This window comes from Peribacillus sedimenti (genome assembly GCF_046237635.1).
In the GTDB taxonomy this organism is placed as follows: Bacteria; Bacillota; Bacilli; order Bacillales; family DSM-1321; genus Peribacillus; species Peribacillus sedimenti.
Window position 1 is genome coordinate 2,973,623 of the sequence record NZ_CP143547.1, and the last position, 13,128, is coordinate 2,986,750.

Genomic DNA, 13,128 nt, shown 5'->3' on the forward strand with positions numbered 1-13,128 from the left:
GCAATATTTAATTTTGTATTATTCAGCTTTTCTTTCAAAGTGTTTGTGTAGTCTATATTCACAAATTTCATGTGTTACGACATAAACCAATTGTTGATCTTCAGACAGGATATCAAACTCTAGTTTAAAAATATCATTTTCGTAAGAAATTAATCCCTTCGAGCTTCCACTCCACTTTGTCATGGGCATGTCAGCAATCAATTTACTTAGCCCAGCTTCATTGTAGTTCCAGAGCCTTTTTGATGAAGCATCAGAAAAATCAATTCGCTTTCGATATTCGGTTGCAGTTAAGTATTGATGAAAGAATGGAGCGATTTCTTTAGACGATATCGGTTTGAACCATCCTTGAGCACCTTTGTGAAGCATTCCTAACAAAACAACCATTTTATAGCTTTTGGACATTCCGGTCTTCTCGACCTCTACAAACCAATTTTGATATTTCTGATAAACTTCTTTTTCAACATTGTTCAGTTCGTCTGCCCATTCCAGAAATCCGAAGTAGGAGGAGAATTCCTGTTTATATTGCGCCGAATCCGACCCTCCCTTTAAATGCAACTCTAGGTAAGATGGCCGCCTTCCCAATTCCTGCTTCAGTGCAAGGTAATCGTTTAATAATTTTTCTCGTCTCGGCTGCCTTTTCCTTGTCATTTCAGCAAGCAAATTTATAACTTTTAAATCTAATTCTATCTCACACATGTCTGGAACTACTGGCTGGATTACTCTTTGGTGACCTTTAGTTGAAGACTCAGTATCAAATAAACTTAATTTAATATCTGCATTTCGATAATTACCTATCAAGTCAATGATCACACATTTTTCTTTGGATTCATACAGCCGCAATCCACGGCCGATTTGTTGAGTAAACACAGTTAGCGATTCAGTTGGCCTTACGAATAATAGCGTATCAACTTCTGGTATATCCACACCCTCATTAAAAAGGTCAACTGTAAAAATTACATCGAGATCACCGTTTGCCAGCTGATTGATAACATCATTTCTACTATATAATTTTTGCTTTGAGTGCAAACTGACAGTTCGATATCCGTTATTATTAAAATAACTTGATAAAAAATCGGCCTGTTTAATAGAAGAGCAAAATCCTATAGTCCTAGTCTGTTTTTTATCTTTCCAGGCATCCAAGATTTTTTGCGCCATATCATCCCGCAGTTGCAATTGCAAGAGTTCCTGTTCATCATATCGATTCCCTATCCAAGTAATTTGGCTGTAGTCTGTATCATCAAATACGCCATAATAAGAAAATGGGGACAACCATTTTCTCTGAATTGCCTCCAAGAAGTCCATTCGAAATGCCACATTTCCATCACAAATAGCGTAAACATCTTTATTGTCGTTACGTTCTGGAGTAGCGGTTATACCTAGCAAAAATTTCGGTTTAAAATATTCTAATATTCTTTGGTAGGAATCAGCCGCTGCGTGATGAAATTCGTCTATAATAATCAAATCAAAATCCTCTGGAGAAAATACTTGTAAATGCTTCTGCATACTTAAGGTATAAATAGAAGCAAATATTGCATCACCATCATTTTCTTTAATCCTTCCATTATAAATGGAATACTTTTTATCAGGCATAACCGACTCAAATGTCTTCTTAGCCTGATATAGAATCTCTTCAAGATGTGCAATGAACAGTACTTTCTCGAACTTTTCCGCAAAGAATCCCGCTAAATATGTTTTCCCCAATCCAGTAGCCATAACCACTAAAGCTTTACTATAATCTTCTTCAAGTGTCTTATCTAATTCCTCCAATGCCTCTAACTGAGCAAATCGTGGCCTTATCTCACCATATACGGCAGGAGAATCTTGTATGACTAACGGTAATTCTTCTTTTTCAGAAGGCAGCATTAAATCTAACTCTTCAGACTCAGTCCAGGTTTGTGTCAAATTTGGATTTTGTTGATGATAGCATTCATATTGTGTTTTATACTTTTTCAAGGTTTCTGAATTAAGTGGTACTGTATTCTCCGAGTAAAAAGTATGCAAAAACTGCTCTAATCCTTCAGCGAATACCTCTTTTTCATTACTTACGGAGATATTCCACTCAACTCCAGGTCCAAGAGCAGATCGAGATAAATTGGAGGACCCAACAAATAGACTTTCATTGCCTTCTCTCTGAAACAGATATGCCTTAGGATGAAAAGCCGTGCCGTTGCTTTTCCATAACCGAACCTCTATTCTTTCATCTATATTAAGCAACAGCTCTAATGCTTCAGGCTGAGTTACATACAAATAATCGCCGGTACATACCTTAATATCTGCTCCCCGTTCTGCAGCCGCCTGTAAAGCCTGCTTTAGCATTTCTACACCAGATTTCATTACAAATGCAGTCAAAATGTAAATAGTTGAGGCCGAATCCATGTGTTCGTGTATGTGCTTTCCTAGCTGTCTTGTAATTAATTGAATGTTACTCAATCTTCTACCTCTATTAAGAAAATTTTTTCCTTGAAGCCACCGCGTTTTTCAGCTTTCTTCTGACGAACCAATTCCACTTCCTCTATAGAAGAACCATGATACTCAGCCAGTGCATGGATGATTTCTAATAAGTCCGCTAGTTCCTCTATTGCGTCCTCTTTATTCGTAGTTTCCACATACTCCTGTAATTCTTCAAAGCTTTTCTTCTTAAGTTCTAATATATATTCTTCATCCGTTAAAATTCTTGAAGAAAATTCTTTGCCTGTATTAGTAATTATTTGTGGGATCACGTCACGTACCAATTTATTATACTTTGGCATATTAAATTCTCCTTTTTTATACATATCTTGTTTATATCATTAAATAGATAATGTGTATATTAAATTAAGTATCATAATTCAAGTCAAAAACAAGTACTGATCCATGTACAAATAGTGTAGAAACATTGATAAAAATGGAGATTTAAATGAACAAACCCAAAAGTATTATTTTTTTAGTTTATTCAAACATTTTTATATAATGATAATGATTCTCTCAAAATAAAGAATTCTGCTTCCATTAAAATGAGATATGATTCTTTTATTTTTATTTTCATTATCTTTTTTCAAATGTTAAGTTCATTTACCCTGACAGCAGCTTCAGTTGGTAAGAACATAGTTGATAACGATAACTAAAATTTTTATGTCTATGTAATCTGTGACACAAATCCTCACATAAAAGCCACTCTATCCACAGGTGGCTCATCTTTTTTATTTCTTTACAAAAAGTAACATATCTTTTACCTTCTACGTACTAGCCACTACCTCTCATTATCTGATGCTGCTTATTTAACACTATCAATTAATTGGTTAACACCTCGTTCAACTATTGATGCTTCTCTTGGAGTAATTGTTTCATCATGACTATGTACTAATTTATTTCTCCTGTTCAACCATTTCTAACATCGTTCGAAGCTCTTACATAAAAATTTCCATCTTCCACAATCAAATTCATCAGGATCCCTTTCATCAATTAAATTATCAACATCAATTGCCAATTTCATCTCTAGTGATCTCACTTAAAATACTTTGGATATAACCGTGGAGTATGGTTGTATGATGTGGATATTACAATTTTTAAAAATAACCTGAAATGGTGTTTGACAAAAATCCGCTTCATCCCATCACATTTTACTATATATGTTACCTGTTTTAATATAATAGAAGAAAGTAAAATATGATTCATTATTTTTTAAGAGGTGAGATCATGAATGAACTTGAATCCTTAACAGTAAATAAATCTCAAAAGGTAAAGCCCACCGGTTATTGGACTTTTTTCTGTAATCCCAAGAAGTGGTATATTGATCAATTTATACTATCAGGGGAAATTGAAGATAGTTTTGCTGTGTCTGAATACCATAAGGAAGACTTTAAGCCAGGGCAATTAGGCGTTATAAGAGTTGGACATGATAGGAGAACAAAAAAACAGCTTGTTGGTAAGAAAAAGCTGGAAAGAGGCATTTATGCAGTAGTAGAAATATTAGATTCAGCAAAACCATTGAAAGGTACTAAAAAGAAATATTGGGAAGAGGAAGGTGATGCCGATAAAGTTAGATATAGAGTGCCAATAAGATATATAAAAAGCCTATTAAGGACACCCATCCTTTTGGATAACTTAGACCTTTCATCAGAAGAATATGATAAATACTTAATTGAAGGACAACAAGGCTCATCCATGCCATTAAACCGTCTAGCGTTCAAAAAAATAATAGATTTAGTTGGTGGATCAGATACTTTAGAGCTGGTTTTTAATGAATCAAACGCAGACAATGATAGTATTGCAAAGCTAGAGAAAAAATATGGTGAGGCCGTTCCAGAGGTTAAAGAAAGAATTAGTAAATATATTGAAAGAGGATCAATAGCACAGAAATACAAAAGAAGAACGGGGTTTAAATGTCAGGTGTGTGAAGCCTTGAACCTAGAGCCATACTCATTCAAAAAAACAAATGGGGAATATTATGTGGAAACACATCACATCATTCCAGTTTCAGAATTACAGGCTGGTTCTTTATCGACGAACAATCTCTTAACTGTATGTGCTAATCATCACAGGCAAATTCATTATGGTGATTTTAACTTACAAGAAATCAATAAGGATAAATTTATATTTAAAGTTGATAATAAAACCATTGTAGTTAATAAAATCTAAAGAAGAGTTACAATAAAAACACCTCATATTACAGTAAAAGTCTAACTAAAGAAAGAATTAAAAGGCAACTGTTAGAGTTTTTTAACAATGCTTTTGTTCCTTATATTCATTTTTCATCATTCCTTCTGCGAGAGGAAAGTAATTCTCTACTTAAAAATGCAATTAGTGCCGTTGATAAAATTACACTTAAAATAGTGGTGTAGATAGCCCTAGCCCACTGCCATATTGTAAGAAATAAAGATTCCAAGCAAAAATATATAACCATTAAACGATCCCAACAAAATGGAAAAGATATGCTTGCCTACTAGAATAATTCCTTTAAGAAGGATCACATTGAATTCTTAATCTTTCACTGAGTCTCTCTTATGCATTTAGGTGACTTATTAGCACATAAACTATAAATCCTTATAACAGATAATTCATTATATTAAACTAAACTTCTAGGCAAACAGAGGTGTTAAAAGTGAGTCACGGATAGGCAGTAACGATTCAACAATTCTTACAAATCTAGTTAAACTATTTTATCAGTCGACTCAATTCATATGTTTACGGTATACCCGTAGCACCGGAAAATGAGAGCAACAAAAAAGAACTCTTCAATTTATAAGTCGGAAACGGCACGATTCATTCAAAATAAAAAAATATTGAGGGGGAAACAACTCCCCTCTCAACTTATCACTGCCTTGCTAATTGTAATCAAAAGTCTTCGAATAAATCGCTACTTCTGTTATCAATCCTATAATTCCTATTACCAGTTTCCTTTACTATATCAAAACCATAATAGTTACCCATATATTCTCCAACCTCCTCTTTTATAAGGTACACATGAAGTTCTGCTGCCTTTTTCATCTTTTGGTCAAAGCTATAAGTACTTATATCCAATGTCAAGGTATGACCATATTTAAAGTATATCCTTGTTTTTTTCCTTCCTAATCTTTCTCTCTTCACGATATGTGCGTGGGCCAGCCACACACATTCTCGATCCTTCGGTGAAGAACAGGGAAACCAAATCATCACTTTTCTAGGATTTACATTGATCGGTGGCATTTTAATGTTTCCGAGGATTGACCTGCTTCCTCTGAAAGCGCCAAAAATGTCATAACCATAAGCTTTTATGCTATCATTCAGCAGCTCAAAAGGCCTTGTTTCAATCATCATAGGTTTGTCTTTATCAAAAACGATTGATAGTTCATTACCGTGCTTATCATATTCTGTCATTATTATGGATGCTTCATTATCAATTATGTAATTCATTACTCTTTCCATTATCATATCCTCCTTGTTTTCACATCTATTTCATTATTTTGCATGAAAGAGTATACTTGATTATAGGTCTGGTATACTCCAGCTCCGAAAACCCTTTAGGTAAAGGTCCGGCAAGACAGAGCCTAAAGGGTTTTGTTATGTAATTTTCACATAAATTTCACCTCCTTTATTATTCAGCCTTTTACCAGCTGATTTATCGTTTTTATTATCATTTGAATACGCTTACAATTGGTCAAATCTGGGAGAATGACAGAAACTTCATAAAGGAAGGTCTTACGATCCCTCCTTTTTCAGTCTCTACACCTGCTGTTTAAATCCCCTTGTGTATGTAATACATGATTACTAATTTGATTCTTTGTATGCCTTGAATCGAATGAGCACCTTTTGGAAAGGGATATTTTAGACCTTTTGTATTTCAGTACAGATACAGCTGCGGTTTCTATTCTTCTCAAATCCTTGTAATACCTGAATCATTACCTCTCTGAAGAATTCCAGGATTTTAATAGTATGTAGCTTTTTTTTGACTTATCTTTTGAAGGTCTTCAATAAAAAACACTTTAGCTGTACAACATGCAAGCATCTTTTTGAGCCCTTTTTTTCGGAAGGCTTCATGCTTTCTTTTTCGATAAGTTCTGAATTTCATTGGTGAATGAATGGTGGATTAATAGGCTGGGATGTAAGGGCATGTACGTTGTTTAAATATGGGGTCATGTTGTTAACAGAAGCAATTCTGTTTACTGAGTGTGTTTTTGTTCGTGTGTAGAAAATGTATTCAGCAATCCTCCCAATATCCGACATAATATGTCATCTCTTGTGACTATTATACATACAGCTTATCTTATTGAAAAACTCGCTTTTCTTGATTTGTCTGATATTTCTTCTGCCTTCCTTTTTAATTCAATCTTTTTTTTCAGCTACTATTGACGCCACGGAGAGTGTATTTTATAATTTCCAAATTTAATAAAAATGCCGCTAATTCCAGTCCAACTCCATTAATTTAATAAGTTATTACTGCCATTGAAATGTTAACTTCTTCAATTTTGAATTCTTTATGAATTTTAAGCCTACTGTATTTAGAGCTTACGATGTATTGTTCATAGTGAGAACCGCAGTCCAATCTCCACGTTTCCCTCGATTTATTCGATCATGTTTTCTATAGTCCTAATAATTTGCCTGCTTGTCTCATATGTATGGATATTAGCGGAGGTGACGCAGCGTGAATTCGTTTTTAAGGGGTACGGTAATCCTGATCTGTGCTGCTTTTTTGAGTGAATGTGTTGAGTTTTTTGTGAATATGCAGCTGGCAAGGGAGCTCAAGGAACAGGGGATGGGCTTGTACATGTCCATAATGCCTGTTGTGTTTTTGATTTTTATCCTGGCCAGCCTGGAATTACCTATTTCCGTCTCTAAATATATTGCCGAGAACAAGCGCGACACCCACTTGAGCCTTTTAAGACATGCTTTAAAGCTGGGTTTTATTTCGATGATTGTTTTAATCATCCTAACGGCTATTGCTGCTTCGATCCCGTCTGCTTTCAGCAAATTTCCGGATCACATCCAATGGCTTTTGTATGTGCTGATTCCAACAGCAGCCTTTTCCTCTATTGCCCGCGGATACTTCATGGGCATTCAGCAAATGAGTAAAATCGCAGTTGCCAATTTCCTGAGAAAGGCAGCTCAATTCCTGTTACTGTTTCTCATTTTTCAGTTCTTTGATTATAACCAGGAAACATCACTGCTCATGGCGATTGGAGCCTTGATTGGCAGTGAATTCATCGTTCTTCTCTACCTGTTTAGTTTGTTTTTGATTCACCTTCAGGGTTTAAAAACATCCTCTATTGTTATAATCCCGGCAAAACAGGCCCGGCAGAATCTGCTTTCTGTTTCCCTGCCTACTGTTGGGATGCGGTTTCTTCATGCCATAGTCAATGCGGTACAGCCCTTTCTCATTCAAGCTGCCCTAGTGAAATCGGGTTTTACGACCGTAACTGCAACCGAGCATTTCGGGATGCTTATGGGGGTCGCGATGACTATTGGCTTTTTCCCGGCCTTTATTGCTCATTCCTTGATGGTTACCCTGATTCCCAATGTATCGGATGCCTATTCACGACTCGAAGACACAAAACTCCATAATCTGCTGAATCAATCGATGTGGCTTACCTTGCTGTATGGGTCGGTTGCAGTGTTTGTCATGTATCACTTTGCACAAAATTTAACGTCTCTCTTCTTTTCTTCAACTGCAGCAGCCTTCTACCTGCAAATGCTGTGGCCCTATTTTCTGTTTACATTCTTCATCATTCCATTGCAGGCCTATTTAATTGGTGTGGGATTGGTAAAGGATGCTTTCCTTCATAGCATCTGGGCGCAGGCTTTAGCTTTCACTTTTATTTATCTGCTTGGTTCCATGCCGGTTTTAAATATGACAGGTGTGATTCTTGGTATGAACCTCGGCGCTGTACTTCAAGCATTGCTTCATTACTTCACAGTTTGCAAGCGGATTGGAGTCAAGCTATGGTTGATTCCGCGTAGAATAGAATTATAAGTTGTCATTTTACATAGCAAAAATTAAAGGATTGGAACCTGAGATGACAGGAACCAATCCTTTTGTAAATCACCTTAATTATTCAATAAATAATCAATGTGCAGCCTCAGTATATGCTCTTCCCTTCTGCCTTTTTTCATTGCGAAGCCTGCTAATATCCCTTCGGATCAGAAGCGAAACAATCAATGCTACAATGAACAGGCCCGCAAAGAAGGTCAGGCTCGTAGCATAGCTGCCGGTCGTATCCTTCATCCACGCTGCAAACATCGGACCTGCAAGGCCAGCAGCCGCCCATGCCGTAAGAATATAGCCATGAATGGCACCAAGCTGCTTCGTTCCGAATAGGTCCCCAATAAATGCCGGAATGGATGCAAACCCTCCGCCATACATCGTGTATACGACTGCCAGCATGACCTGGAATAATATTACATTAGTTGTATGCGGCAAGACAGCAAACAACACGATTTGGGTGGCAAAAAAGATTGTATACGTATTTGGCCTTCCGATGTAGTCAGATATGGAGGCCCATCCAATGCGCCCAAATCCATTGAAAAGTCCAAGTACCCCGACTAGCGCTGCCGCTTCAGCTGTCGTTAGCCCAATGCTTTCCTCCGCCAACGGTTTTGCCGCTGAAAGAATCGCGATCCCGCAGGTAACATTGATAAATAGCATCAGCCACAGATAATAAAACCTTGTTGTCTTGATCGCTTCATTTGCAGTCAATTGGGCTAAATCTTCTTTTATAGTTGTTTTCCCCGATTGGACTTTTTCCTTAAATCCCTCCGGCAGCCAGCCTTCCACAGGTTTTTCTAAGTATAAAGAGGATAATGCCATGATGATGAAATAGGCTGCGCCCAAAATATAAAATGTATTAGCTGTGCCAACAGATTTAATTAATGAGTCCATAATTGGACTGCTGATCGCAGCCGCAAATCCGAATCCCATGATCGCAAGTCCTGTAGCCAGGCCGCGGCGGTCAGGAAACCATTTTACCAGGGTCGAAACAGGCGCAATATACCCTACTCCCAATCCAATTCCCCCGAGTACCCCCGTACGTCACATACAGTAAAATCAAAGAACCAAGGTTTACAGCAAGTCCAGAACCGATGATCCCCGCCCCAAAGAAGGCAGCCGCCAAGAGACCAGCCCTTCTCGGCCCATGCTTTTCAACGAAATGGCCAAGGAACGCAGCAGACAATCCTAGGAATAAAATCGCCAAGCTGAATGTGAACTGCACTTGCTTGCTTGTCCAGCCAAATTCATTGATTAATGGATTCGTAAAATTGCTCCACGCATAAACCGAGCCAATGGAGATGTGGATTCCTACTGCACACAATGCAATCAACCAACGGTTTTTTGTTTTTTTCAAATGCATAACGCCTCCAGTTCATTTAATATGTAGCAAATCGGAAAACCTGTAAGAACTTGACCCTATACCCATGAAGCTGCACGATGCACTACTGTGCACTACTTTTGCAAATACACCATAGATATGACCGCATTTTAACCTGGGATCCGTTGTCTCATTTTCCTGCTTGCTGTGCCGAGACACCACAACCGCTTCGCATTGGGCATACAGGTTGTGCCAAATACACCCCTCCTCCCCTTCTATATTTTGACATTATTTGAAAATTATAAACATTTTGTAAAATAAAAGTACTGGAGTACACAGTCACTAATTGCTCTACTTAACCATTGATAAAAATTAAAAGAAGTCCTATAATAATTTTAAGAACAAGTGTTCGTTTTGATGTCATGCAAGTTATATTGCAACGGACTCAGACAGCGATATTTAAATGGACTAATGTTATCGGGGGTGTGGGAACTATGAAATTAACAGATGTAATTTATGGGGATTATACGGTCGATGGGATCCTGGAAGAGCTTATTTTAAGCAGCCCGGTACAAAGATTAAAAGGTGTGTACCAGGGAGGGGCGAGTTATTTTGTTAATGAAAGCTGGAATGTCACCAGATATGACCATTCTATAGGTGTCATGCTTCTGATCAAAAGCTTGGGCGGATCTCTTGAAGAACAAATTGCAGGCTTGCTTCATGATGTGTCGCATACTGCCTTCTCCCATGTGATTGATTTTGTGTTTGAGAATAAAAATGAAGACTACCACGAAAAGATTTATCATCAGATTATTGCTAACTCTGAAATTCCTCATATTCTAGAAAACTGCGGATATGATTACAAAACCATCCTCCTGGATCATTCTAAATGGACATTGCTTGAGCAGCCAGCTCCTGAATTATGTGCGGACAGGATCGATTATACACTTAGGGATATGTATAACTACGGAAGTATTACACTAGATGAAATTCATTTATTCTTAGACAATTTAATAGTAATCGACGGAAAAATATATCCTGAAAATACAATCACAGCCGAGTGGATCGTAAAGACATACTGCAAAGAGGTTATTGACTTCTTTATGAACCCCCTTAATATGTATGGATATGACATTCTCGCAAAAACCGTAAAGACTGCTTTAGATAAAGGTATTATTGACCTGGATACCCTGCTTCGTACAGATCAAGAAGTGATGGACTTGTTGCAAGCGTCTGACGACCCGGAAGTTAAAAATCTGTCAAAGCAAATACACCGAAATGTAATGGTCACAGAAAACAAACTGGAATATGATTTACATCGAAGAAATAAACTGAGGCTCATAGACCCCTCTGTACCTACTAATGAACAGCTGATACGTGCTTCTTCTGTATCAGACAAAATCAAGAATCTAAACGGAAAAGCAAGGAAAAAAGCCGAAGAAGGACTGTATGTAAAAATAATTGCCAACTAAAATCTTACAATGGAATGAGTAGCGTTGAACACATTCACACACAGCAATACACCCAGCCAATTAACACATGTACTGGAGCATAATCTTTATAAGTATCACTAAACAATTGGCTGTTTCTTTCCATCATATAAAAACTTGTCCCCTTGAAAAACCTTTGAGCAGGCTGACGGTCTCCATATGATTGCATAATCGTGCGCCAGATGTGCTCGTTTAGTACCATCTGGCTGCTGCCTCCCATCTTTTTCACAAGGCTGCCATGCATTATATTCCCCACCTCAGGCAAACTGCACCCCATGTTAATCCAGCTCCAAAACCGACTAACAATATAATCTCATCATCCTTAATCTTCCCTTGCTCGATTTCCGCTGCGAGGGAAAGTGGAATGGATGCTGCGGAAGTGTTGCCGTATCGATCAACCGTAACGGAGATTTTTTCCTCAGATAGGCCCAGACGAACTCTCGCGGCTTCGATAATGCGGGTATTTGCCTGATGCGGGATCAAAAGGTCGATATCTTGATTTGTCAAACTGCACTTTGCCAGGACTGTTTCAGTCACTAATGGCAGCTGCCGCACGGCAAACTTAAACACTTCCCTGCCATTCATGGACACCAGCGGATCAGCCATTAGATGCTTTCCTCCCGTTCCATCCGCTCCCAAATCAAAGGAAAGAATCCCCCGATTGTGGCGTACTCTGCCAAGCACGACCGCTCCTGCGCCATCTCCAAACAAGACTGACGTGTTGCGGTCAGTCCAATCGATTATGGAAGAGAACTTATCTGCACCTATCAAAAGAATATATTGGTGGGTATCTACCTGTATAAAGTGCATGGCAGTCACGATTCCATAAATAAATCCGGAGCAGGCTGCGCTAATATCCATCGCAGGGACTCCAGACGGAATTCCAAGGCTCTCCTGAACCATACAGGCTACTGATGGGAAGGAGTGGTCAGGAGTGACTGTCGCAACTAAAATCATTCCTATGTCCTGCGGTAAAATATTTGCATCTTTAATGGCAATCCTGGCCGCTTCAGATGCCATATCAGAAACCAGCATGTCCTTTGGTGCAATCCTCCGTTCCCGGATACCTGTACGCGAACGAATCCAGTCATCGCTTGTATTTACTTTTCCCTTCAAATCGTCATTGGTTACAATATTGTCCGGAAGATACGTTCCAACCCCGAGTATTCCCACTGAATTCACCATCATGCCCCCCCACCAAAATAACGAAATATCTTCAAGAGATAAATGAATCTCTTCACTTTGCAACTGATTTTCCTCACCAATCTGGATTTTATTGAGAGGAAAAATATCTCGTTTTACAAGATCATGTCATCGGAAAATCCATCAATTAGTTTGTCAGCACTCTCCAAGTCCTCTCTTCTCATACGAATAACATATTCAATTAGTTGGAAAGTGGTAAAGGCTATCTTAATAGCCCAAACAGAAAATTAATGAGGTGCAATCTGTAAATACAAAGAAATCACCATAAAGTTCGGATATTCCGATAAAGAGCTTTTGGCCAATCGGGGTTAGCTTGATGGAGCGACCTTTAAATCAAGCGACATAATGGTTCATTTTATGAATTCATTGTGTCAGCAAGTTACTTTATAAATGTCTTCTAAAATGGTGCTCCTGTTCAGGCTTATTTTTGCACCGTCCATTTTGAAAGGTAGTACACCGTAATTCTGAAGTAATTAGTTATCCCTTCGATTTTTATTCCGAAAGTATCATAATTGATGAATATACCCATTACCAAAGCATTGGAATTGAATAGCTTATAGGAGGGATAGGTGACAAATGTACTAGCATTGGATGAATGCAAAAACAACCGCGGCCCACCCAGAATGGCCGAATTATCAGGGGATGGCCCTGGCTTAGAATCTCAAATAGAGTCTGTT

8 protein-coding genes and 1 pseudogene are annotated in these 13,128 nt (G+C 38.1%); 3 read left to right on the top strand and 6 right to left on the bottom strand.

The genetic code is table 11. The annotated features are described in order from the left end of the window. Positions 1 to 18: 18 nt before the first annotated feature. Positions 19 to 2,430: a DEAD/DEAH box helicase family protein gene (locus V1500_RS14710; protein WP_409300320.1), complete on the bottom strand. Its 2,412-nt coding sequence runs from the start codon at positions 2,428 to 2,430 to the stop codon at positions 19 to 21. Next, the gene (locus V1500_RS14715) at positions 2,427 to 2,750 is read right to left on the bottom strand and encodes a phosphoribosyl-ATP pyrophosphohydrolase (protein ID WP_409300321.1); all 324 of its coding nucleotides are present in this window, start codon (positions 2,748 to 2,750) and stop codon (positions 2,427 to 2,429) included. Before V1500_RS14715 ends, V1500_RS14710 begins: the two co-directional genes overlap by 4 nt. A 925-nt stretch (positions 2,751 to 3,675) precedes the next feature. On the opposite strand from V1500_RS14715, the gene V1500_RS14720 reads away from it, so the two are divergent. Then, positions 3,676 to 4,617 carry an HNH endonuclease gene (locus V1500_RS14720; protein WP_409300323.1) on the top strand — a complete coding sequence of 314 codons (942 nt, stop codon included), beginning with the start codon at positions 3,676 to 3,678 and terminating at the stop codon, positions 4,615 to 4,617. Between the two features lie 696 nt (positions 4,618 to 5,313). Here V1500_RS14720 and V1500_RS14725 read toward each other — a convergent pair. Next, on the bottom strand, positions 5,314 to 5,883 hold the full coding sequence (locus tag V1500_RS14725; protein ID WP_409300325.1) for a competence protein ComK: 570 nt from the start codon (positions 5,881 to 5,883) through the stop codon (positions 5,314 to 5,316). Between the two features lie 1,216 nt (positions 5,884 to 7,099). On the opposite strand from V1500_RS14725, the gene V1500_RS14730 reads away from it, so the two are divergent. Then, complete coding sequence (locus tag V1500_RS14730) at positions 7,100 to 8,425, top strand: oligosaccharide flippase family protein (RefSeq protein WP_409300327.1); 1,326 nt, start codon at positions 7,100 to 7,102, stop codon at positions 8,423 to 8,425. A gap of 93 nt (positions 8,426 to 8,518) precedes the next feature. On the opposite strand, the pseudogene V1500_RS14735 reads toward V1500_RS14730, so the two are convergent. Beyond that, positions 8,519 to 9,800: pseudogene (locus V1500_RS14735) on the bottom strand (OFA family MFS transporter). Between the two features lie 452 nt (positions 9,801 to 10,252). On the opposite strand from V1500_RS14735, the gene V1500_RS14740 reads away from it, so the two are divergent. Further along, entirely contained in the window at positions 10,253 to 11,230 is a 978-nt protein-coding gene (locus V1500_RS14740) for an HD domain-containing protein (RefSeq protein WP_409300329.1), read from the top strand. 34 nt (positions 11,231 to 11,264) lie between these two features. Here the strand turns inward: V1500_RS14740 and V1500_RS14745 are convergent, their stop codons facing one another. After that, entirely contained in the window at positions 11,265 to 11,492 is a 228-nt protein-coding gene (locus V1500_RS14745; RefSeq protein ID WP_409300331.1) for a hypothetical protein, read from the bottom strand. Continuing rightward, positions 11,492 to 12,433: a beta-ketoacyl-ACP synthase III gene (locus tag V1500_RS14750; RefSeq protein WP_409306002.1), complete on the bottom strand. Its 942-nt coding sequence runs from the start codon at positions 12,431 to 12,433 to the stop codon at positions 11,492 to 11,494. Before V1500_RS14750 ends, V1500_RS14745 begins: the two co-directional genes overlap by 1 nt. Between the last annotated feature and the right edge of the window lie 695 nt (positions 12,434 to 13,128).

Excerpts from the sequence above, each read along its gene's own strand:
- V1500_RS14715 (WP_409300321.1), bottom strand. The coding sequence starts at position 2,750 with ATGCCAAAGTATAATAAATTGGTACGTGACGTGATCCCACAAATAATT.
- V1500_RS14720 (WP_409300323.1), top strand. The coding sequence starts at position 3,676 with ATGAATGAACTTGAATCCTTAACAGTAAATAAATCTCAAAAGGTAAAG.
- V1500_RS14725 (WP_409300325.1), bottom strand. The coding sequence starts at position 5,883 with ATGGAAAGAGTAATGAATTACATAATTGATAATGAAGCATCCATAATA.
- V1500_RS14740 (WP_409300329.1), top strand. The coding sequence starts at position 10,253 with ATGAAATTAACAGATGTAATTTATGGGGATTATACGGTCGATGGGATC.
- V1500_RS14745 (WP_409300331.1), bottom strand. The coding sequence starts at position 11,492 with ATGCATGGCAGCCTTGTGAAAAAGATGGGAGGCAGCAGCCAGATGGTA.
- V1500_RS14750 (WP_409306002.1), bottom strand. The coding sequence starts at position 12,433 with ATGGTGAATTCAGTGGGAATACTCGGGGTTGGAACGTATCTTCCGGAC.